The 24,294-nt window shown below is 33.6% G+C and carries 10 protein-coding genes; 9 read left to right on the top strand and 1 reads right to left on the bottom strand.

All coding sequences use genetic code 11. From position 1 onward, the window contains the following. Positions 1 to 7: 7 nt before the first annotated feature. On the bottom strand, positions 8 to 4,303 hold the full coding sequence (locus tag OM075_RS08925; protein WP_301190153.1) for a hybrid sensor histidine kinase/response regulator transcription factor: 4,296 nt from the start codon (positions 4,301 to 4,303) through the stop codon (positions 8 to 10). Positions 4,304 to 4,692: 389 nt separating this feature from the next. Here OM075_RS08925 and OM075_RS08920 point away from each other — a divergent pair, with 389 nt between their 5' ends. The 9 genes from OM075_RS08920 to OM075_RS08880 all read left to right on the top strand — a co-directional run bounded on the left by OM075_RS08920 (position 4,693) and on the right by OM075_RS08880 (position 24,200). After that, positions 4,693 to 7,914, top strand: a complete 3,222-nt coding sequence (locus OM075_RS08920) for a SusC/RagA family TonB-linked outer membrane protein (RefSeq protein ID WP_301190152.1) — start codon at positions 4,693 to 4,695, stop codon at positions 7,912 to 7,914. A gap of 19 nt (positions 7,915 to 7,933) precedes the next feature. Further along, positions 7,934 to 9,757: a RagB/SusD family nutrient uptake outer membrane protein gene (locus OM075_RS08915; protein ID WP_301190151.1), complete on the top strand. Its 1,824-nt coding sequence runs from the start codon at positions 7,934 to 7,936 to the stop codon at positions 9,755 to 9,757. Between the two features lie 360 nt (positions 9,758 to 10,117). Next, on the top strand, positions 10,118 to 12,475 hold the full coding sequence (locus tag OM075_RS08910) for a family 43 glycosylhydrolase (protein ID WP_301190150.1): 2,358 nt from the start codon (positions 10,118 to 10,120) through the stop codon (positions 12,473 to 12,475). Positions 12,476 to 12,501: 26 nt separating this feature from the next. Then, positions 12,502 to 14,634 carry a hypothetical protein gene (locus tag OM075_RS08905; RefSeq protein ID WP_301190149.1) on the top strand — a complete coding sequence of 711 codons (2,133 nt, stop codon included), beginning with the start codon at positions 12,502 to 12,504 and terminating at the stop codon, positions 14,632 to 14,634. 72 nt (positions 14,635 to 14,706) lie between these two features. Further along, on the top strand, positions 14,707 to 18,315 hold the full coding sequence (locus OM075_RS08900) for a DUF4450 domain-containing protein (protein WP_301190148.1): 3,609 nt from the start codon (positions 14,707 to 14,709) through the stop codon (positions 18,313 to 18,315). Between the two features lies 1 nt (position 18,316). Beyond that, a complete protein-coding gene (locus OM075_RS08895; RefSeq protein ID WP_301190147.1) occupies positions 18,317 to 19,834 on the top strand; it encodes a sialate O-acetylesterase in 1,518 nt (505 codons plus the stop codon). Between the two features lie 19 nt (positions 19,835 to 19,853). After that, positions 19,854 to 21,008, top strand: coding sequence for a glycoside hydrolase family 88/105 protein (locus OM075_RS08890; protein WP_301190146.1), 1,155 nt, complete (start codon positions 19,854 to 19,856; stop codon positions 21,006 to 21,008). 37 nt (positions 21,009 to 21,045) lie between these two features. Next, positions 21,046 to 22,695: a glycoside hydrolase family 28 protein gene (locus tag OM075_RS08885; protein WP_301190145.1), complete on the top strand. Its 1,650-nt coding sequence runs from the start codon at positions 21,046 to 21,048 to the stop codon at positions 22,693 to 22,695. A 59-nt stretch (positions 22,696 to 22,754) separates the two neighbouring features. Continuing rightward, on the top strand, positions 22,755 to 24,200 hold the full coding sequence (locus OM075_RS08880) for a glycoside hydrolase family 28 protein (RefSeq protein WP_301190144.1): 1,446 nt from the start codon (positions 22,755 to 22,757) through the stop codon (positions 24,198 to 24,200). The last annotated feature ends 94 nt before the right edge of the window (positions 24,201 to 24,294 follow it).

The raw sequence follows: 24,294 nt of genomic DNA, 5'->3' as shown, positions 1-24,294 counted from the left end.
TTGGATGTTATTCAGTGGGCTTGTTTTTACTGCTTTTAGCATATTCAGAAGGAGCTACACCAAACTGATTTTTAAAGCATTTGCTAAAGTAGAACGGATTGTTATTACCAACTTTAAAAGCCACTTCAGACACATTTAAATCAGTTGATAATAATAATTCAGCTGCTTTTTTCATTCTGATTACACGAAGATATTCGTTAGGTGTAAAACCTGTTAAAGACTTAACCTTTTTATAAAATAAGGTTCTGCCCATTGACATCTTCTCATAAAAATCATCTATAGAAAATTCTGCATTGTCAAGATTTTTATCAATAATAAGATTGATCTTTTTAATGAACTCATTATCCTTATCAACAGGAAGGTTGGGTTCAATGACTAAACCCGGTTCATTCGCAAATTTCTGATGCAATATTTCTCTCTGTTCTAATAATTTAATGATCCGGGTTAATAAATACTTAGAATCAAAGGGTTTTGTTATATATGAATCTGCCCCAGATTCTATACCTTTAATCTGATGTTGAGGTGTGGCATGAGCAGTAAGCATGATGATTGGTATATGACAGGTTTTAAAGTCTGATTTAATACGTTTTATAACCTCATAACCATTTAAATTAGGCATCGTTGCATCACAAATAATTAATTGAGGATTAATTAAACTGCATTTTTTTAGTCCCTCAAGACCATCGATGGCCGTTTCAACATCAAAATAATGTTGCAGGTAGTCCTCAAGATAGTCCGAAACTTCAAGATCATCTTCAATAATCAAGACTTTATAGTTTTTATACTTATCTCCAACTTCTATTGTAGGTACTAATCTTTTTTTGTCAATTGAGTTAGAGTGCTCTAAAGTTCTATAATCATTTGCTTTGGATTCATCTATTTGTGTTGGATCTGCAGTTGGAAGGGCGTCTTCTTTAAGAATCGGAATAGAAACAATAAAAGTAGCTCCACCTTGAGGAGTATCTTTATATTTAATATGACCTTTATGTATTTTAACCAATTCATATGCATAGTTAAGGCCAATGCCAGTTCCGGATTCTGAAGGTTTGATTTGTGCAAAACGAGTAAATAACATATTTTGGTCTTTAGGAGCAACTCCTTCACCATTATCGATAATACTAAAAATTAATTCATTTGTGCCTTCATTAATTTCAATATGTAATTGAATGTTACCATTTTCCGGTGTAAATTTAAATGCGTTAGACAAAAGATTATACACTACTTTTTCTATTTTATTTCTGTCTAGTATTAATTGATAGTAGCTATGAGTTGAAGCATACTGATATGTAATATTTTTTCGTGTTGCAACCTGTTCAAAGTTTTCATAAATCTCCCTAAAGAATGTATCTATTTCAGTCACTTTTAAATCTAAAGCTAAATTTTCATGTTGAAGTTTCTGATAATCTAATAGCTGATTAATTAGTCTGAGTAATCTGTTAGAACTTCTTTCTAAATAGTTGATTTGTTTTTTTATCGGTTTAGTGATATCTGGATTAGAAACAAGGTTTTCAATTGTTCCTTTTATAATGGTTAATGGAGTTCTGAATTCATGTGAAATATTAGTAAAAAATCGTAGTTTATAGTCAGTTAATTGTTGTTCTAATTTTACGGCAGTACTTAAACTTGAAATCTTTTTATTGGTTCTGATGATTATAAAGGCAATCATTAATAATATAATGATATATATAATAACAGCCAGTGTTGTTTTCCAGAAAGGTTTTTCAATGGTGATATATAAAACAGTTTCTTCTTGTTGAATATTATTACCCGAATTATTTATTTTTACTCTAAAAGTATATGATCCCGGGGGAATATTGCGATATGTAGCTTCGTTATGTTGAGTTGATGAATTCCAGTTAGAATCATATCCATCAAGCATAAAAGTGTATAAATTTGATGACTTATAATTAAGAACAGAGAATTTAATATTTAAGGAGTTTTGATTATATGGCAACTTTATATTCGCTGTGTTTGAAATAGATTGACTTAGTGGAGAATTTTCATCTCCGGGAACTGATTTTATACCATTTATTCTTAGCTCAGTAAGTGTAACGATTTCTTTTTTAATATGATAATTCAATTCATCAGGAGAAATAGTATATAATCCATTATAACTACCCAGAAGCATTTTTCCTGATGCGTTTTTTATAATAGCTGATTCGCAAAATAAATCACCTTCCCAGTTATTGGCGAGATGATAATTTTCAAAATAGCCAGTCTGGGGTTGTAGTAATGAAATACCAGATTCTGTCGTTATCCACAAATTTTGGCTATTGTCTTCCTTAATGCCTTGTATAATGTTATTAATCAGTCCATCATTTGTTGTTAAATGTTTAAATCTGATATTTTTTAGTTTACCATCCTGAATAACTTTATTAATTCCTCCCCCGGAAGTGCCAATCCACATTTGCCCTGAAGAATCTTTAAAAATGTCTTTAACCTCATTATTGTTTAGTGAGGAATCATTTTGGTTATCAAAATAATAGTTTTTGATTTTAGCTCTGTTTTTGATTAAAAGATCCGGATCAAATACAGTAATTCCATTATTCCCACCAATCCATATCAAGCTATCTTTATCTTGTTCAATTGTTCTTATTCGGCTTTGAAATTTTAATAAATTAGGAAAGTCCTGTAAAACCAGCTGATTGTTTCTTATTTCGGCTAAGATTAATCCATATCCATAAGTACCCAGCCACATGCGCTCCTTATTATCTAAATAAGCATCATAAATATTTATGGCATGAGGATCTAATTGAAGAAATTCCTTGTTATAAGACTTAAAAATGTGATATTCATTATTATTAAAAATAATCAATCCGTTACCTTTTGTTCCGATCCATTTGTTACCATTTCTATCTTCAGAAATAGTATAGGGCATACCACCTTTAAGGTGATGATGAGCAATTAAATTGTTTTCTCTATCGTATATAAATAAACTTCCACTTTTTGTCCCAATCCATAGATTTTTATCGCTGTCTTCATATATAAGTCTAATGATTTTATCTTCTTTCTTTATTGGAGCACTTCCTGGATAAAAAGTTGGGTACTTATTTTCTGAGATCGTTATTTTCGATAATCCTGCATATTCCGATCCAACCCATATATTTCCACTTTTGTCTTCATATACTGATAATAAATAATTAGTCTTTAGTCCTTCCTGTTGATTTTCATTATGGATAAAGTGTTTAATAGAACCGTCTGTTTGATCAATGGCAAATAAACCGTTACCATACGTTGTTATCCAAATAATATTTCTTGAATCATGAAAAATAGAATAACGTTCCATATCAATATTAGAAACGATTGATGGTGGAATCAATTTATTGGCTTTAAATATGTTTTTCTGGTAGTCGTATTGCCATATTATTCCAGATTTATTGTAGACCCAGATATTGTTTTTATTATCGTATTGAATAAATGCATTTAAAATGGATTGATTTTTAAACATTTTTTTTGCCGATGAAAAATATTTAGTTTTTGTATTAAAAATATATGGAGTGTTGTTTGTTGTTATAAGTATGTTATTGTCTGGTAGTAATGTTGTACTGTTAATATGACCATCGTGTTTGTTAAAAATGTGTGGTACTTCAGAAATTACTTTTCGAGAGGTTTTATCTATTGTATATATTTTATCGTTATTGGTGAAAACATAAAGTGTTGAATCGACCTCAATGGATGAATGAAAATTAGAACCATTTGTAACCAGCTTAGGATGTTCATTGTCAAAGATATATAATCCAGTATTTGTCCCAATCCATATTTTTCCTTCATTATCTTCAATAATAAAATTTACAGCATAATCATCTAATTCTCTAAAACCATAAAAGTAAGTGCTTATATTATTTTCAGCATGAACAACTCGTAAACATCCTGTTCTATTTCCATAGAACCAAATATCTCCATTCTTTGTAAACAAAACATTTTCATGTTGTGTACTCCATGGATGAATATTCATAAAACTTTCTGAAACAGGATTATAACAATTGATGTTGTTAATGTTTGTACGAATCCATAAATAACCATGAGCGTCTATTTGAATATCCTTAATTCTACTATCAGATAAAGTATTATTTGTACCATATTCAGGTTGAAGACATAAGAAAGAATTTCCATCAAACCGGTTTAGGCCATTCAATGAACCAAACCATAAAAATCCTTGCCTATCCTGTGCTAGCGAAGTGATTGTGTTTTGCGATAAACCATTCTTAGTAGTAAGGTTTTCTATGGTGTAGATATTCTCACATTTAGCATTAAATGACAATAAAAAATAACAAATTGTAATGAATAATAGTCGGTTTCTCATTACGGAATTTTTCTCAGGGATTTATATTTAGTTGTAAGCTTAATAAGCACAGAAAATGGTGCAAACTGTATACAAAAATAGAAGAACAATTTACTTATGGCTATAAATTGTGTATTATATTGATGTCTATTGGTACAATAAATCATAAAGCAAATATAATTAATAGGGTTTTAAATCTTACAATAGCTAGTGTACAATAGGTAATGTTAAATTTTGTAATATGCAATAAATCAATTCACTATGTGGTTGTGTATGATTATGTATGTACAATAATGTATTGAAGAGTACAATAGTGTATGTGATTAGAATATGCTGATTTTAATTTTGGTATCCGAATTTCTTAATAAAAGTTAATTCTGGAAAATTAGTTAATTAAAATTAGTGTATCTATGAAAAAAAATCATGCAGTCGTGCGAAGTATAACTTTGCTGATTCTCCTGTTTGGAATCAGTATTTATGCAAGCTCACAAATTAATGTTACAGGAAAAGTTACCGATGGTACAGATCCTATCCCGGGTGTTACAATTTTAGAGGAAGGTACAATGAATGGTACCTTAACTGATATAAATGGTAAGTATTCCATTACAGTTGCAAGTAAAGAAGCTAAAATTGTTTTTTCATCAATTGGTTTTGACTCTCAAACAGTTTTAGTTGGTAGCAACACAACAATAAATATTACACTGAAAGAAGAAATCTCAGAATTAGATGAAGTTGTTGTTATTGGTTATGGTACTTCAAAGAAACGTGATTTAACAGGAGCGGTAAGTTCTGTTAAAGGTGGTGAATTGGCTACAGTGCCAGTTACCACAGCAGCTCAGGCAATTACCGGTAAAATTGCCGGTGTTAATGTGGTAACACAAAGTGGTGCACCAGGTGCCGATATAAATGTGGTAGTAAGGGGTGGTACATCTATTACCCAAGGGTCATCTCCGTTGTATATTGTAGACGGTTTTCAAATGGATGATGGACTTAAAAATATTGATATTAATGATATTGAGTCTATTGATGTAATGAAAGATGCTTCTGCAACAGCTATTTATGGGGCAAGAGGTTCTAATGGTGTAATTATCATTACAACAAAGTCTGGTAAAAAAGGAAAAACCGAAGTTAATTACAATGCCTACTTTAGTTTTGAAAAATTGGGCTCTAAGCTGGACTTGCTAAATACTCAGGAATATGTAGAGTATCAGTATGAATTTCAAACCTTAAACGGACAGATTAATAGCTGGGCTAATATTTATGGGGGAGATCTTAATAGTAGCGACTTCTATACTGGAGCATATGACAGAATTGAACAACAATATGGAGGTGTAGCTCCAATTGATTGGCAAGATGTAGTGTTTGGGGGTACAGCTACCTTAACGAACCATAATGTAAATATTACTGGAAGTAGCGATAAAACTCAATATATGTTGAGTTATAACTATACTGGGCAGGAAGGCTTGCTTGATAAATCAGGTTATAACCGAAATAGTTTAAGAGCCAAATTAAATCACGAATTGAATGATAGAATTAGATTATCTTTTGGTACAAGTTTTATGGGAACAGAACTTGATGGTGGTGGTTCTTTAGGCGGTACTTTAAAGATGTCGATTTTGCAACCGGTAACAGGTGGTGCCCGATATACAAATGATGAGTTAATTAACTCTGATATTAGTAATGAAATGCAGGATATTGATTCACAGTATGATATTTATAATCCATTAATTATGAATGATGCTGTTACAAAAGAAAAGTACACACGTCTTTTTACTGTAAATACAGCATTTGATGTAGATTTAACTGATGATTTAACGTTTAGAACTGCAGGAAGTTATTTGTGGCAACAAGTTAGAAATGATTATTGGGATGATGGAAGAACAAAAGAAGCTCAAAATAACGGAGGACCTTTTGGTTCAAGAGATAATAGTGAAAAGTTTACCTGGCAGGTAACCAACACATTGAACTGGGCGCACGAGTTTAATGCACATAAAGTAAATGTTTTAATTGGTCAGGAAACTTATTATAGTGAGTCTATGAACCTGAATAATACTTATTACGAATTTCCTGATAATAATTTTGGTTTGAGTGATGTGAGTATGGCAGGACAGGTTTTCTCTTATAAATCAGGAAAAAGTACAAATGGTATTGTTTCTGTTTTTGGTAGATTAAACTATAATTTAAATGAAAAATATCTACTTACAGGTACCATTAGAGGTGATGGATCTTCTAAATTTTCAAAAGGTAATCAATGGGGATATTTTCCTTCTGTATCAGGAGCATGGAGGGCGTCTGAAGAACCATTTATGGATAATTTAAGTTTAATCAATAACCTTAAATTTCGTGTAGGATATGGTACTACGGGTAACTGTGATATTAGTAATAATATGTATGCTACGGATTATCAATCAGGGTATTATGCAATTGATAAAAAACAGGTATCAACTTTGAAGCCAGGTAATACCGTTGGTAATCCTGATTTACAGTGGGAAACAACAAAATCTACAAATGTAGGTTTAGATGTTTCATTTTTTGACAGTAGAATTAACTTAACCTCAGAGTTTTATAATAATGTGTCAGATAACCTGTTAATTAAAAACTCTATTCCTACTTCAACAGGATATAGCTATCAGTTTCAGAATATTGGATCAATCAGAAACCGAGGTTTTGAGTTTGTTTTAAATACCTATAATGTAAGAAACAATAAATTCACATGGACTACCGATTTTAATATCTCTTTCAATAAATCAAAAGTGTTAAATATTTATGGAGAAGATGATGACTATTTTATTCAAAACTATGGTAGAATAGACTTTATTGTTGAAAAAGGACAACCATTAGGTCAGTTTTATGGCTACGAATATGATGGTGTTTATACAACAGACGATTTCAATCAAAATGCCGATGGTACCTATTCGTTAAAAGATGGAGTTGCTAGTTTAAAAGGAAAGGTTAGAAGTTCTATTAAGCCAGGAGATGTTAAGTATATAACCAAAGAAGGAAACACCGATGATGATGGTAATCCTGTCTGGTCAACAGATGATAGACGCATTATTGGTAGTGCGGAACCTGATTTTACAGGAGGTCTGGTAAATACCTTTACCTATAAAGGATTTGATTTAGGTATTTTCATGAGTTTCTCCTATGGAAACGAAGTTTTCAACATGAATTCACAACGTTTTATCGGACCTTATTTACCAAATCAAACTTCAATGAAAGTGATGGCCGATCGTTTTGTATTAGTGGATCCTACAACAGGTCAGGAAACTAATGATCTACAGCGTTTAGCGGCATTAAACCCACAACAATATAATAAAGATGCGATGTGGAGTTTGCATTCAGATAATAAAATTGCAATTACAGATGCCTTAGATTATTATATTGAAGATGGTTCATTTTTAAGACTAAGCACTATTACATTAGGATATACCTTACCTTCTCATATTATTAAACGAATGCACGTTAATAAATTACGTTTTTATTGTACGTTAAACAACATACACACATTTACAAATTATTCAGGATATGATCCGGAAGTATCTGCAACTTCTAGTTTGTTAACAAGAGGTGTTGATAATTCAGCTTATCCAAGAGCAAAAAGTGTGGTTGTGGGACTTAACCTAACATTCTAATTCCTTAAAAATTATAGAAATGAAGATGAATAAAGTATATATATTAGGTTTAGCGCTGCTAAGTTTATTATTTAGCTCATGCGAAGACTGGTTAGATATGCCGTCGGAATCAAAATATGATAGTAGTTCCGTTTTTGAATCTGTAGGCAGGGCAGAAATGGCTGTGATGGCATGCTATACAAATACATTTAACAGAGAGTTGTATTATCAGTTAGGAATGGGAACTGATGAATGTATGTCAACCGAAGGAGATACAAACTCTAAAAATCAGATGGCAAATTATGTTTACACTACATCAAATATTCCAACTTCAACATATAATGCATTGTATGCAGGAATTGAGTATGCAAATGTGTGTATAAAAAAGTTAACAGCAATGAAAACTGGTAGTAGTGAAGCGGATCAGCAAAAGATTGATTATCTTTTAGGTGAGTCTTACGCAGTAAGAGGGATGAACTATCTTAATATTGTTAGATTTTTTGGTGATGTTCCATATCCAACAAAACCGGTTGAAGATATGGATACTTTTACTTCATCAAGAGTACCCCGAGATACTATTTATGATGGTATCATTAAAGATTTACAAGCAGCAACCGAATTATTACCTTGGTTAGATGAAGGTGTTTATACAACTCCTGAGCGATTTACAAAAAATGCTGCTTATGGAATCTTAGCTCGTACCGCTCTTTATGCAGCAGGTTATTCTTTGCGTTTTGATTTGAATACATACGATCCAGCTTCTGTCAGGTTGGCACAAAGAGAAGATCAAAATAGAATTGCAGAATTATATCAAATTGCATCAAATGCTTGCTATCAAATTATTCAGCATGGACAGAATCATTTAGTTGAAAATTATGAAGATGTATTTAGAGATTTGATGAATGGCAGATATAATGATGAATCGATTTTAGAATTAGGTCAGTATGGAGCCAATGTAAATGATTACAGTATTGGTTATACCAATGGAATTTATGCACATCCAAATTGTATGTATCAAAAAGCAAAACCAGCAATGCAGGCTATTCCATCATACTATTTTGATTTTGAGGAAGGTGATGTACGTAGAGATGTTACGATTTGTAATTATGATATCAGTTCAGATAATATACGAAAGTTAAGTACTTTCTCAGGTTTAACTATTGGTAAATTCAGAGTTGACTGGACATCTGAACTAGGAGTAAAGGTTAATAAACGCGATATTAACTGGCCTGTTTTACGTTATTCAGATGTGCTTTTAATGTATGCTGAGGCTGAAAATGAAATAAATGGTGCGCCTAGTAATGAAGCTGTAGAAGCTTTAAAAGAGGTGAGAATGAGAGCTTTTAATAATGATGAGGCTAAAGTAGGAACTATTCCAACAGCATATTCAAATTTTAAAGATGCCATAATAAAAGAACGTAAACTGGAACTTGGTTTTGAAACATTAAGAAGAACAGATTTGATACGTTGGGGTATTCATTATGAAACATTAACAGGTGCAAAACAAAAGGTTATTGATATAGCTAATCATACAGGTAATTATACAAATGTTGATTTATATAGAGCTTATTTACCAGTTGCTGCAACCGATTTTGAAGACGCTCTTGTTGCTGTAGATTATATAAGTTACAAAACTGAGTTATCAGAAACTGAAATAGCAGATTTAGAGGCTCAGGGATATGTTGTTTTAGATATGTTTAGTGCAGATGATCTTTCCAATGGAAAAGCATATACACCAGATCAGGTTTGGATTGAATCTTTATTCCGTGGTTTAGAAAAAGAGAAGGTAGAGTTGTTGCCTTTAAATCAGAAAATGATCGATGTAAATCCAGGATTAGAAGGTCAACAACATCCACTTTACTAAATGTAATTATGGTTTTTATTTATTCATACAATATAGATATTAATTGTTAGCATAAGAAGTGATTATTATTACTCCCACAGCTAAATGCTGTGGGAAATTTATTGTCCAATAAAGGATTAATAAAATTATCTTTTGTTTGAAATTCATTCCTGACAATAATTTTTAAAGCCTTTTAATTTAGTGTTTTACATGTGGATGAATTATATTGTATGTACAAAATTGTATTAATTTGAACGTGTAGACATTTGTATAATTGGCATGAAAAGTAAATTTGGAAGAGATAGTTAATTTAGAAAATGTAACCACAAAGCAGAAATCATACTTACTCAAGTTCCATAAAAATTCAATATTATTTCAATAATGCGTTTATTCCTACCCATATTTTTATTATTAATAAATAGCCATTTACTTGGTCAATCTCCATCATTTCCTGCAGCTGAAGGTTGTGGAAAATATACTAGTGGAGGAAGAGGAGGAAGGGTTATTTATGTAAATAATCTCAATGATTCAGGCCCAGGAAGTTTACGAGATGCATTAATGCAGCAGGGTGCCCGAATTGTGGTATTCTCAGTAGACGGAACCATTGAATTAAACTCAAAGTTAGTTATAGATAATGATAGTATTACCATTGCCGGTCAATCTGCGCCTGGAGATGGCATTTGTATTAAAGGATATCCATTATATATTAAGGCAAATAATGTAATTATTCGATATATACGTGCTCGCTTGGGAGACATTAATAAAATTGAAGATGATGCGATGGGTGGACGTGATATAGAGCAATTAATCATCGATCACTGTTCAGTATCATGGTCAGTAGATGAGTGCCTATCTGTTTATCGATCAAAAAATATCACGGTGCAATGGTGCATGATTACACAGAGTCTTTCAAAATCATCACATTCAAAGGGGGCGCATGGTTTCGGTGGAATATGGGGTGGCTCCAATGCTTCTTTTCACCATAACTTATTAGCTCATCACAGTAGTCGTAATCCAAGGTTTGCCTCAGATGGTTATGGCCCAGTTGATTTTACAAATAATGTAGTTTTTAATTGGGGATATAAAGCTGCATATGGCGGTGGTCGTGGAGGCAAAATAAACTTTGTGGCTAATTATTATAAACCAGGTCCAGCCACATCTGAAAATATAAATTCTACATTCTACGAACCTGCTGAAGATGGTTCAACATCCTTATTTATTTCAGATAATGTAATGATTTGGAATGATTCTGTAAGTAGGAATAATTGGTTAGGAGTGGGAACTAAAGACCCTGTTATAAAAATGGATTCTCCATTTGAGCTCATTAAAATAAAACAAGATAAGCCGGAAGAAGCTTATGCAAAAGTATTAAAATTTGCTGGATGTAGTTTAAATAGAGATAGCTACGATGCTCGCATTATTAAAGACGTGGCTTCTGGAAAAGTTTCAGGAGGAGAAATATTTGGTGGAGGAAATAAAGGAATTATAGATTCACAGGAAGAAGTAGGAGGTTGGCCATTATTAAAAAAAGGTAAAGCACCAGAAGATACCGATAAAGATGGAATGCCTGATGAATGGGAAAAAGAACATGGCTTAAATGCCAATTCAAATCTTGATGGAAGTGTATTTTCACTAAGTAAATATTACACAAATGTAGAAGTATATTTAAATTCAATTATAACAGATAAGGAACCCAATAAAACTATTTTAAAATCCTGCACTGATACAGTCGTAACCAACCACTATCCGAAAGAAAAAATTTCAAATTTTAGTAAACGGCTTGAAGCTAAAGGCAGAATATTAGAAACTTCAGAATACTATGTATGGGGTTGTGCACCCATATTTGACAAGGATGGTAAAGTTCATGTCTTTTATTCTCGCTGGCCTAAAAAATACGGAATGGGAGGTTGGATACATCAGAGCGAAGTAGCTCATGCTGTAGCTGATCAACCGGAAGGTCCTTATCAATATGTAGAAACGGTAATTGCACCAAGAGATGGTTATTTTGATGCCACTACCTGTCATAATCCACATATTAAATATAGAGATGGTAAATATTACCTGTTTTATATGGGTAATTCAGATAAAACAGTTTTTACAAAACGTATAGGGCTGGCTACTGCAACATCGTTAAATGGTCCATGGATTCGATCAGATAAACCCATTTTGGAAGCAGGAAAAGAAGGAAATTGGGATGACTGTTGTACAACCAATCCAGCAGTTGTTTTTCCATCTTCTGGAGAATGTTATTTGTATTATAAATCATGGAATACAGGTAATTATAAATCAGAGAAAGGATTCATTAGAGGAAATAGAAAATATGGTTTAGCAATCGCAAAAAATATAGATAGCAAATTTAAAAAGTATAAAGAAAATCCAATTATTGATTTTTCCTTACATGGGGATAATAAGCAAGTTGAAGATGCCAATGTATTCATCGAAAATGGGGAGTTTAAAATGTTGATGAGAGATATGGGATATTTTAATCATGATGTTGGATTAATCTTTACATCAAAAGATGGAATATCCTGGTCTGAACCTGAAATTGCATGGTTCGAGGCTGAAGCTTATTTAGAAGAACCTCCTGCACCTAAACACCTGAAAAGATATGGTAGATTTGAAAGACCTCAAGTCCTATTAAAAGATGGCAAGCCTGCATATTTGTTTAATGCCATGCAAGGTGGAAAATATGAAACATCAACGGGTTTTGTATTTAAAATAAATGAAGAACAGAAATAGAATATTTGATGATAAACCAAAATGTTATGATAAAAAATCTCACTGCTCTGGCGATATTATGCGCTGCATTATTCGCATGTAAAACTAAAGTACCAGAAAAAATCAACCGATTTGAAGTTGTTAATAGAAATAGTCCAATTGTAACTCAGTTTGATTCATTAAGTTCATTATCTGTTGGTAATGGAAACTTTGCTATGACTATTGATGCAACTGGTTTGCAGACTTTTCCCGAAGCGTATAAAAATGGAGTGCCATTGGGAACACAGTCGCAATGGGGATGGCATAGTTTTACTAATCCAAATAATTATAAGTTTGAAGAAACTTTAAAAACATATGACTTTAGGGGTAAGGATGAAGTTTATGCAGTTCAGTTTAAAGGTGAAAACAGAAATCATGATGCTGCGAATTGGTACAGAAGCAATCCACATCGTTTACATTTAGGATATGTTGGTTTAGAACTAACAGCAGCAGATGGTCAATTGGTTGATCAAAGTGATATTTCCGGAATCAATCAGAAACTAAGGCTTTGGGATGGTATCATTGAAACTAAATATACAATTGAAGGAGATTCTGTATCTGTAAAAACAGCATGTGATCCAAAAATTGACGAGATTAAAGCTGAAATTTCATCTCCTCTTATCGCCAAAGATCAATTAAATATAAATCTTCGATTTCCTTATGCAACAGGTAAGCATGCAGATTATGCCACGGATTGGAATTCTCCAGAAAAGCATAAAACTGAGATTGTAGAAAACGGTGAAGATTATTGCATTCTGAAAAGAACATTGGATAACGATATATATTTTGTAAAACTTCAATGGACAGGTAAAGCCTCAGTAAAAGAAAAGGCTGCACATTATTTTATTTTAGATCCGGAATCAGATCAGTTTGAATTTACTTGTGAGTTTTCTAAAGATATGCCAATCAACAATAAATCAATGATGGCTGATGTAATACAAAATGCATCGAATTATTGGCAATCATTCTGGAAAGAAGGTGGAGCTATTGATTTTTCAAAATGTACTGATGAAAGAGCTGCAGAATTGGAGCGTAGAATTGTTTTATCACAGTATTTAATGGCTATACAATGTGCAGGAAGTACACCTCCACAGGAAACCGGATTAACTTATAACAGTTGGTTTGGTAAATTTCACCTTGAAATGCATTGGTGGCATGCAGTACATTTTGCATTATGGAATCATATCGATTTATTAGAGCGTAGTTTAGATTGGTATTCAAAGGCTTATCCGGTGGCAAAATCTATAGCTAAGCGTCAGGGATTTGATGGTGTAAGATGGATGAAAATGACTGATCCTTCAGGTCTAGAGGCGCCTTCATCAACAGGTTCTTTCTTAATTTGGCAACAGCCTCACTTTATTTATATGGCTGAGTTGGTTTATCGCGATCATCCATCAGAGGAAGTCATCGAGAAATATGGTAAGTTGGTTGAAGAAACTGCAAAATTTATGGCTTCATTTGCTACTTATGATGAGATGGAAATCCGTTATGTGCTAAAAGGGTTAATTCCTGCTCAGGAAACCTTAAGAGCTTCAGAAACCGTTAATCCACCTTTTGAATTATCATACTGGCATTATGCTATGGAAGTGGCTCAAAAGTGGAGAGAACGTGCAGGGAAAGAACGAAATGTGCAATGGGATGAGTTGATAGATAAATTGTCGCCATTGGCCTCAAAAGATGGATTATATCTTGCCGCGGAAGATGCTGTGGATACTTATAAAGATATTCGATTTACGTCTGATCATCCGGCTGTTTTGGGAGCAATGGGTATTCTGCCACAATGTAAATTGGTTCGTCCTGATTATATGAAAAATACTTTGCATTGGATATGGGATAATTGGAACTGGGGTAAAACCTGGGGATGGGATTATCCAATGACAGCCATGTGTGCTGCTCGTTTGGGAGAGCCTGATAAAGCTGTTGGCGCATTACTAATGGATAAAAGAACCAATACTTATTTGGTAAACGGACATAATTATCAGGATAGTCGCTTAAGAGTTTACTTACCAGGAAATGGTGGTCTGTTAACAGCAGTGGCTATGATGTGTGCCGGATGGGATGGAAATACTGTGGACACTCCGGGATTTCCTAACGACGGAACATGGGACGTAATGTGGGAAGATTTAAAACCAATGCCTTAATAAAAGGATTCAAGGAAAAAGATACAACGGTAAAGGGGTGATTTACATCTTGCTTAATTTTAAGAATAAATAATGAGATTTTTAATATCAGGTTTATTATTGATGTGTGTTGTAGGTGCTTTTGCTCAACTAAAGGCACCCGCAAATGATAAAAATATTAGAGTGTTGCGTTACAAACCTCATAATGGAGGTTTTATAATAGAGAATGGTGACAGTAGATTTACCCGGGCTTTGTATGGAACAAATACTGCTTTTCGATTAGAAACTGGTGATATGCCGGAGTTTGGTTTCTTTATGCCAAATATGGGCGGAAATTTGCAATTGGGTTTAATTCTAAATGATAAAAGTTTATGGCTCAATGATGCCAAGAGTATTAAATCAACTTATTATCCAGGAACAAGAGTTTACGAAATAAAAGATCCATTCATCCAAGATGGTGTAATTAACATCAAAGTTCTTGCAATGAGTGATGCAGATGGAGCTGTAATGCAAATTGCATCTAAGAATTTACCTAAAGGCACCGAACTATTCTGTATGTATGGAGGTGCCAGTAATAAACGTTTTTCTCGTAATGGAGATTTAGGAGTCGATAAGCCTGATTGCTTTGATTTGCATGAGGATGCCTGTCTGGGAAATGTTTACCATATCAATAAAAATACTTTTGTTTTGGATTATGGACAAACAACTAAAAATCCGCGAAGTTTAGAAGGTGTTTTTCCGAAAGGTTCTGAACTAAAATTAAGCTCACCATTAAATTTGAATTCCCCTATTGCTGTATGGAATTCAAAAGTTGTTGATGAAAAACCTGTTTTAGCAGTTAGAGTAACATTGAAAAATGATAAAGATACTTATGTAGCTATCCAATTAAAAGGCGAAAATCAATTTCAGGTAAATGAGTTGACAAAAGTATTTAATGAAGCTGAGGTAAGAAGAAGTGAGATTGCCAATACCGTTAAAATCGAAACTCCTGATGCGTATATGAATCCGTTGGGAGGAGTGTTAAGTACGGCAGCAGATGCTATTTGGGATGATTGTTGGGTTCATGGAGCTATTGGTTGGCGTATGCCGCTTAATGGTTGGCGTGCAGCTTATACCGGAGATTGTGTTGGTTGGCATGATCGTGCCAGAACGCATTTTGATAATTATGCTGCATCTCAGGTTACAGAAGTGGAGCCGGTTATTCCTCACCCCGCACAGGATACTTCCCGTCATTTTGCCAGGGCTGCAAAAATATGGGGAACTCAGATGTACAGTAATGGATACATTTGTCGCAACCCAAACCAAAATACGAAAATGCACCATTACGATATGAATCAATGTTATATCGATGAACTGTTGTGGCATTTAAACTGGACCGGCGATTGGGATTATGCTAAAAAAGTATGGCCTGTTATTGAGCGTCATCTTCAGTGGGAAAAACGAAATTACGATCCTAATGATGATGGTTTATATGATGCCTATGCAAGTATTTGGGCCAGCGACGCTTTGTATTACAATAGCGGAGCCGTAACTCATGCTTCTGCATATAATTACAGGGCAAATAAATTGGCCGCATTAATAGCAACTAAAATAGGGGTGGATGCTGAACCTTATGCACAGCAGGCCGATAAGATATTAAAAGCTATTAATTCAAAATTGTGGTTGTCGGATAAGGGGCATTGGGCAGAGTATATTGATTTTATGGGACCAGGAAATGTCCATCCTGATGCTGGTATATGGACGATTTATCATTCAATAGATTCGGATATTGCAGATATTTTTCAGGCTTATCAGGCAACTCATTATGTAGATACACAAATTCCTCATATTCCCGTAAAAGCTAAAGGATTAGAGGATGACTGTTACGAAACGATTTCAACTACACATTGGTTTCCTTATTCATGGTCCATTAATAATGTTGCGTTTGCCGAAGTGGCACATACAGCTTTGGCTTATTGGCAAGCAGGTCGCTATGACGAGGCTTATAAGTTATTTAAAAGTTCTGTCCTTGATGGAATGTATTTGGGTAGCAGTCCGGGTAATATTGGTCAGATTAGTTATTACGATAAAGCCAGAGGCGAGTGCTATCGTGATTTTGGTGATCCGGTAGGCATGTATTCCCGTGTTATTATTCAGGGATTATATGGCATAATACCAGATTTATTGAATGATAAATTGGTAATACAGCCTGGGTTTCCTTCAGAATGGGACCATGCCAAATTGGAAACATCAGATATATTGTATCAATTTTCAAAAGATGATAAAACAAGTGTTTATAAAATCGAAAATCGATTAAAAGAAAATATTGATATTGATTTAAGAATTAAAGCAGAGAAGTCCGAAATAAAAGATGTTCTTGTCAATGGGAAATCGCATAAATGGAATTTAATTGAAAATGTAGGAAGTCCTCTAATTCAAATTATTTGTAGCAAAGCAAATGCTGCGGATATTCAAATTATTTGGGGAGGAAACCCGCTGAAGGCTTCTGAGTATCTAAATTCAGGAGTAAGAGGTAATACATGGGAATTAAATTCTCCTAATTCCATTATAAAGATTTATGATCCACAAAATCTTCTGAAAAAACAGTCATTAACAAATAATAAATTATCGGGTGTAATAAATGGAGAAACAGGCTTTCATACATTGTTTGTTCAGTTAAAACAAGACCAGATGAAATGGTGGGAAGCAATAAATATTAAAATAAATCAGCCATTTACCGTAATTGATTCTCAGGAAACAGAACAACTGAAATTTAAAATTCAGAATAATCAAAATATTCCTTTTGTAGGAAAAGTAGTTGTAAACGATAACTATTCCAAGTCATTGAAATTAGCAGCAGCAGAAACAAGTGTTTGGATTGAAGTTCCTCAAAATAAATCTGTTTTTGGAACTAATTTAATTCAAATTCATAATGCTGATGAAACTTTTAAAGTTGAACCAAGTGTAACAAATTGGAATATTCTTAATCAAAATGCAGAATATGAAATGGTGTCTCTGGATTCTTATTTTAATGCATCTGTTTCAGATATCTTTAAGCAAGAGTATTTATTCCCAAGGTCACCATATACTACATTACAAATTCCAACGCAAGGCATTGGTGAGTGGTGTCATCCTCTTCATACTGCAAATATTGATGATTCAGGATTAAGAGCGAGTGTGAAAAATGAAGTTTTAAATACACCATTTAATATTCCTTTTAAAACAACAGGAGATACAACTAAGTCTAATATAGCATATACTACGTTATGGGATAATTTTCCTGATAAAGTAGAAATTCCATTATATGGTAAAGCACAACATGCTTATTTATTAATGGCAGGAAGTACGAATCATATGCAATGTCATATTCCTAATGGTAGAGTGATTGTTACCTATGAGGATGGATCTACAGACTCTTTAAATCTGGTTAATCCCGAAAATTGGGTACCTATAGAGCAAGATTTATACACAGATCATTATGCCTTTAAATTGGATAGACCAGCTCCTTATCGGGTAGCTTTTAAATCAGGCACCATAAGTCTGGATTTAGGTAAAGATTTAGGCATTGATCCTGAAGAAGTTTATGGCAGAGAGATTGACGGCGGGGCAGGAATTATTATTGATATGCCTTTAAATTCGACCAAAGAACTCCAGTCAATTTGTGTTGAAAGTGTAGCTAATGATGTAGTTGTAGGTTTAATGAGTTTAACCTTAATGAAGTAAAATGAAATATTATTTACCGTATATATTTATACTATTGTTTTTTGCACAATATATCTGTGCAGAGATTTCTTTACCTTCTATTATTTCCGATAATATGGTTTTGCAACAAAACATGGAAGTTAAACTTTGGGGTAAAGCAAGTGTTAATGAGTCTGTTTCCATCAAAACAAGTTGGGGAAAATCATATCAAACTTCAGCTAATAATAATGGGAAGTGGATTGTAAAAATCAAAACTCCTAAAGCTTTAAAAAATCAGACTATTGTTTTTGAAGGAGAAAATAAGATTGAAATTAAAAATGTGCTGATTGGCGAAGTCTGGTTATGTTCGGGTCAATCAAATATGGAGTTTGGAGTTGGTTATATGACCCGACATTACAATGGAGTAATCAACTATGAAGAAGAAATACAAAAAGCAAATTATCCCGACATTCATCTATTTAAGGTTGAAAAAAACATGTCGCCCGAAGAAGAATTATATGATTGCCAGGGGCATTGGGAAGTTTGTACTCCTGAAACAATTGAAACATTTTCTGGAGTAGGTTATTATTTTGGAAGAAAACTTTTTCAGGAATTAAATACACCGGTGGGGCTTATTGAATCAGCTTATGGCGGAACGCATGCAGAGTCATGGACTAAAAGAGATGTGATGAATAATGACTCTGTTTATAAAGAACTGCTTGCTGAGTTTTATGCATCTAAAGACAACTATGATGCTGATTTAATAAAATACAACGTTCTCAAACAAGAATATGATAAGCAGGTTGAAGGCTTATCGAAAGAAGAACTAAAACAATTTAAGAAACCTTCAAAACCTAAAGGGATTAATCACAAAAAGGCACTTTCAACTTTATGGAATGCAATGATTAACCCAATTGTTGATTATTCAATTAAAGGTGTGATCTGGTATCAGGGCGAATCTAATTCAGTTCGTCATCAGGATTATCAGCATGTGTTTACTAAAATGATAGAGAGTTGGCGTACAGAGTTTGAGCAACCGGATTTGCCTTTTTACTTTGTTCAAATAGCCCCACATTATAAGCAACCTCCAGAAATTCGTGAAGCACAGTTTAACACATGGAAAACTTTAGATCATACAGGAATGGTTGTGATAACTGATGTTGGCGATTCTACAAATATTCATCCCCGAAATAAACAGGTTCCGGGAGAAAGACTAGCCGCCTGGGCTTTATCTAATGATTATGGTAAAAAAGTGACTTATTCAGGACCATTATTTAAGTCGATGAAAGTTAATGACAGTAATGTTATACTTTCTTTTGCTTATACGCATGGAGGGTTATATTGTCCGGATAAGACGATAAGAGGATTTACTGTTGCTGCAGAAGATGGAAAATTTTATCCGGCTTATGCTTCTATTAAAGGAAATAAAGTGGTGTTAACCTCCAATCAAGTCCATCAAATTAAATATGTAAGGTATGGATGGGATAAGTATTGTAATGTGAATTTATTTAATGGGGCTGGTTTCCCGGCATCACCTTTTAGGTCAGATATTAAACATTAATAAAAGAAAGGATATTAAGATGAGACTATTACTTTTTGTTAGCATATTATTATTAGCCATACCTTTATTAAAAGCTCAGTCTACAGCAGTTAAATTTGCTGATTCAGAAATGAAACGCTTTCCTGAAGCATGGCAACTGGATCATGGGAAAAGGTTGTATTTTGGATATTCCCAGGGGTTAGGTTGTTTAGCAATGCTAAAGGTCTGGAAACAGACCAACGATAAAAAGTATTTGGATTATGTTATTGATTGGGCAGATACTATTATCAATGATCAAGGAGAAATACATAAATATAAAGTTGAGACTTATAATATTGATTACATCAATCCTGGTAAGGTTTTATTTGATGTTTATAAAGAAACTGGTGATGAGAAATATAAGCTGGCAATGGATCGTTTAATTGATCAGTTAAAACATCATCCACGAACTCATGAAGGCGCATTTTGGCACAAACTCATATATCAGCACCAGGTCTGGTTAGATGGATTATATATGGGAGCTCCTTTTTATGCAGAATATGCGGTAACTTTTAATCATCCTGAAATGCTAGATGATGCTATCAATCAATTTATTGTTTGTGCAAAACATACGTATGATGAGGAATCTGGTTTATTCTACCATGCTTGGGATGAAAGCAAAAAACAAAAATGGGCTAATAAGGAAACCGGACAATCTCCAAATTTTTGGGGGAGAAGTATTGGATGGTGGTTTATGGCCTTGGTTGATGTAATGGATTATGTTCCTGAAGAACATCCTCAAAGACCTGCTTTAGTAAAAATGATTAATCAAGTTGCAGAAGGATTACTTAAATATCAGGATAAAACTGGTTTATGGTACCAGGTAATTGATCTGGGTGATCGAGATGGTAATTATCTTGAAGCTTCAGCTTCTTCAATGTATATGTATGGTTATGCAAAAGCAGTAAACAAAGGATATATAGATAAAAAGTATAAAAAAGTGGCATTAGATGCATACAAGGGATTAATGGATCATCTGATAGTAGAAAACGAAGATGGAACATTGACCTTGACAAAATGTTGTGCCGTTGCGGGATTAGGAGGTAATCCTTATAGAGATGGTAGTTTTGAGTATTATGTGAATGAACGTATCCGGGATAATGATGCCAAAGCAACAGGTCCTTTTATTATGGGATGTTTGGAGTTAGAGAAATAGAAGCCAGTTATAAATAGCTTAATAGAATTAGATTATTATGAAGAACTTATTGAAGAATATTGGTCTTAGTTTGTTACTTGGACTAGTAATAAGTTGCAATACTTCTCAAAACGAAGATTATAAATACGCCTATTTATACAAAGATCTTCCTTTTAAAATGGAGAAAGTTAATGAACCGACAATACCAGAATATACAGTTGATATAACTGAGTTTGGAGGCAAAGGTAATGGGGAGTTTAAAAATACAGGGGCTTTTGCAAAAGCCATTAAAGCTTTGGAAAGTAAAGGTGGTGGAACATTAATTATTCCTCAGGGAGTTTGGCTTACCGGGCCAATTGTATTAACAAGTCATCTGAATTTACATCTTGAAAAAGGTGCTTTAATATTGTTTACACGGGATTATGATGATTATCCATTGGTAGAAACCATATTTGAAGGTTTGGATACTCGTCGTTGTCAATCACCAATTTCAGGAAGAAATTTAAAGAATATTGCCATTACAGGAGAAGGTTATATTGATGGGTCAGGAGATTTTTGGCGTCCGGTTAAAAGACAGAAAGTAACAGAAAGTCAGTGGAAAAAATTCCTTGCTCGAGGTGGTGTTTTCAAAAGAGATGATTATTGGTTTCCATCACCCAAAGCACTTAAAGGCGATACTATTAGTGATATGAATGTGCCTCGGAATCTTAAAACAGAAGAGGATTGGCAGTCTGTAAAAGATTTTCTTCGACCAGTAATGATTAGTCTTATTGAATGTGAAAACGTATTGCTGCAAGGAGTTGGATTTTCAAACTCACCAAGTTGGAATATACATCCTTTAATGTGTAAAAATATTATTATTGATAATATTAAAGTGCGCAATCCAAATTTTGCTCAAAATGGTGATGGTTTAGATCTTGAATCATGTGAAAATGCGTTGGTTATCAACAGTCAGTTTGATGTTGGTGATGATGGTATTTGTATTAAATCAGGAAAAGATGAGGATGGACGAAAAAGAGGTAGGCCTACAAAAAATGTAATTGTTGATAATTGCATTGTTTACAAAGGACATGGAGGATTTGTTGTTGGAAGTGAAATGTCTGGAGGTGTAAAAAATATTAAGGTTAGTCATTGTGCCTTTTTAGGAACAGATGTAGGACTACGTTTTAAAAGTAAAAGAGGCCGAGGGGGCGTGGTTGAAAATATCTATGTGTCAAATGTAACTATGGAAGGCATTGTAACTGATGCAGTAACTTTCAATTTATATTATGGAGGACGTTCGGTATCTGAAGAATTGCTTATGGGTGATAAAAAGACAAAGGAGAGGGAACTTTTACCTGTAACGGAAGAAACACCGTGCTTTCGCAATATCCATTTTAAGGACATAATATCGAGCAATTCACGGAGGTCAATGTATTTTAATGGTTTGCCGGAGATGAAAATCGACGGAATTTATCTGGAGAACATTAATATGACTTCCAGGTTAGGAGCAGAGTTTTGTGAATCAAAAAATATCACAATAGAAAATGTAAAACTTACTTCGGAAGAAGAACCTGTTATAACCATAAAAAATGCAGAAAATATAAAACTATCAAATATTTCTTATCCAAATAATGTAAAAACAGCATTACAAATTATTGGCAGCGATCTATCAGATGTGACAGGATATGAAGATAGTTTTCCAAAGGATAAGATAGAAATTGAATAATGATTGTTTATGCAATTTCATCTTGAAACGGTATTGTAAATGAATTAATGATATTAAAAATGAATAACAGAAATATATTTTTTTTATTGGCTTTGTGGAGCTTTGTTTTTGTAACGAGTTTTGCCCAGAAGAAAAGCTTTGAACCTGATCTTACTTCTTGTACGTGGATTAAAGATGTTGGTGCACGTACTATGCCTTCATCAAGAGGTCTGGACTATAATCCTTCAGATTTTGGTGCAGTTGGAGACGGAATCACCATGTGTACAGAATTCATTCAGGATGCAATTGATCAGTGTGCGAAAAATGGCGGTGGTGTAGTTCGGTTTAATACAGGGATTTATTTAACGGGATCAATCTTTTTAAAATCAAATGTGATTCTGGATATTCCCAAAGGGGTTAGAATAATAGGTAGTCAGGATATTAAGGATTATCCTGAAATTCCTGGTAGAGTAGCTGGAATTGAAATGGAGTGGCCAGCTGCATTAATAAATATTATCGACCAACAGAATGTGGCCATAACAGGAGAGGGAGTTGTTGATGGTGATGGTAAAGTTTTTTGGGATAAATACCGGGCTATGCGTAAGGAGTATGATCCAAAAGGTTTACGTTGGGTAGTTGATTATGACTGCAAACGTCCGCGAGGAATTATTATTGAAAATTCAAAGGATGTTACTTTACAGGATTTTGTACTTTATCGTCCTGGATTTTGGTCGGTACATATTCTTTACTCAGAATATATTACAGTTGAAGGAATGACAATTAATAATAATATTGAGGCTCGCGGACCAAGTACTGATGGTATTGATATTGATTCTTCTGAAAGAATTTTGGTACAAAATTGTTATATCAATTGTAACGATGATAATTTTTGCTTAAAAGCTGGCCGCGATGCAGATGGTTTAAGAGTCAATAAGCCGTGTCAGTATATTGTTATTCGAGATTGTGTTGCTGGACATGGAGATGGTCTGTTTACTTGCGGTAGTGAAACATCGGGAGGAATTAAAAATGTATTAATCTATAATATGCAAGGTTTAGGAACCAAATATGGATTACGTTTTAAAAGTACATCACAACGAGGTGGAACCATTGAAAATATCTACATCTATAATGTTAAAATGGATGGAGTCAGAGATCCTTTTGTAGTAAACCTAAATTGGCATCCAACATATAGCAACTCATTATTGCCCGATGGTTATGTTTATGAGGAATTACCCGTTCATTGGAAAAAGCTTCTGGAAAAAGTAGATCCAAAAGATGGACTACCTAAATTTAAGAATATTCATTTTGAAAATGTGGAAGCAATTAATGCTAAAACATGTATAAAAGTTACAGGATTAGAAGAAAGTACAATTGATCAATTCCGTTTTAAAGATGTAAGCTTTACCGGCGAAAATGCAGGTAAAATATCATATGCAAAAGACTGGAGTTTTGAAAACTTTAAAGTTACTGGTACAAAAGAATCTAAAGTGGAAATGGATAATAATAAGGGTGTTAAGTTAAAATAATGAGGATGTAAAATAAACACTGTCTGTAAGCAACAAATTATTAATATTGTGACTTATGGCAGAAAAGAAAAAAGAATCCCCAGAATATATTGCA

Source organism: Plebeiibacterium sediminum (assembly GCF_026013605.1).
GTDB lineage: Bacteria > Bacteroidota > Bacteroidia > Bacteroidales > Marinilabiliaceae > Saccharicrinis > Saccharicrinis sediminus.
The sequence above is the reverse complement of the archived record's forward strand: the minus strand, read 5'-3'. Positions and strand labels throughout refer to the sequence as shown.

What these genes read in the sequence shown, in the direction of transcription:
- OM075_RS08925 (WP_301190153.1), bottom strand. Translation starts at nt 4,303, where the DNA reads ATGAGAAACCGACTATTATTCATTACAATTTGTTATTTTTTATTGTCA.
- OM075_RS08920 (WP_301190152.1), top strand. Translation starts at nt 4,693, where the DNA reads ATGAAAAAAAATCATGCAGTCGTGCGAAGTATAACTTTGCTGATTCTC.
- OM075_RS08915 (WP_301190151.1), top strand. Translation starts at nt 7,934, where the DNA reads ATGAAGATGAATAAAGTATATATATTAGGTTTAGCGCTGCTAAGTTTA.
- OM075_RS08910 (WP_301190150.1), top strand. Translation starts at nt 10,118, where the DNA reads ATGCGTTTATTCCTACCCATATTTTTATTATTAATAAATAGCCATTTA.
- OM075_RS08905 (WP_301190149.1), top strand. Translation starts at nt 12,502, where the DNA reads ATGATAAAAAATCTCACTGCTCTGGCGATATTATGCGCTGCATTATTC.
- OM075_RS08900 (WP_301190148.1), top strand. Translation starts at nt 14,707, where the DNA reads ATGAGATTTTTAATATCAGGTTTATTATTGATGTGTGTTGTAGGTGCT.
- OM075_RS08895 (WP_301190147.1), top strand. Translation starts at nt 18,317, where the DNA reads ATGAAATATTATTTACCGTATATATTTATACTATTGTTTTTTGCACAA.
- OM075_RS08890 (WP_301190146.1), top strand. Translation starts at nt 19,854, where the DNA reads ATGAGACTATTACTTTTTGTTAGCATATTATTATTAGCCATACCTTTA.
- OM075_RS08885 (WP_301190145.1), top strand. Translation starts at nt 21,046, where the DNA reads ATGAAGAACTTATTGAAGAATATTGGTCTTAGTTTGTTACTTGGACTA.
- OM075_RS08880 (WP_301190144.1), top strand. Translation starts at nt 22,755, where the DNA reads ATGAATAACAGAAATATATTTTTTTTATTGGCTTTGTGGAGCTTTGTT.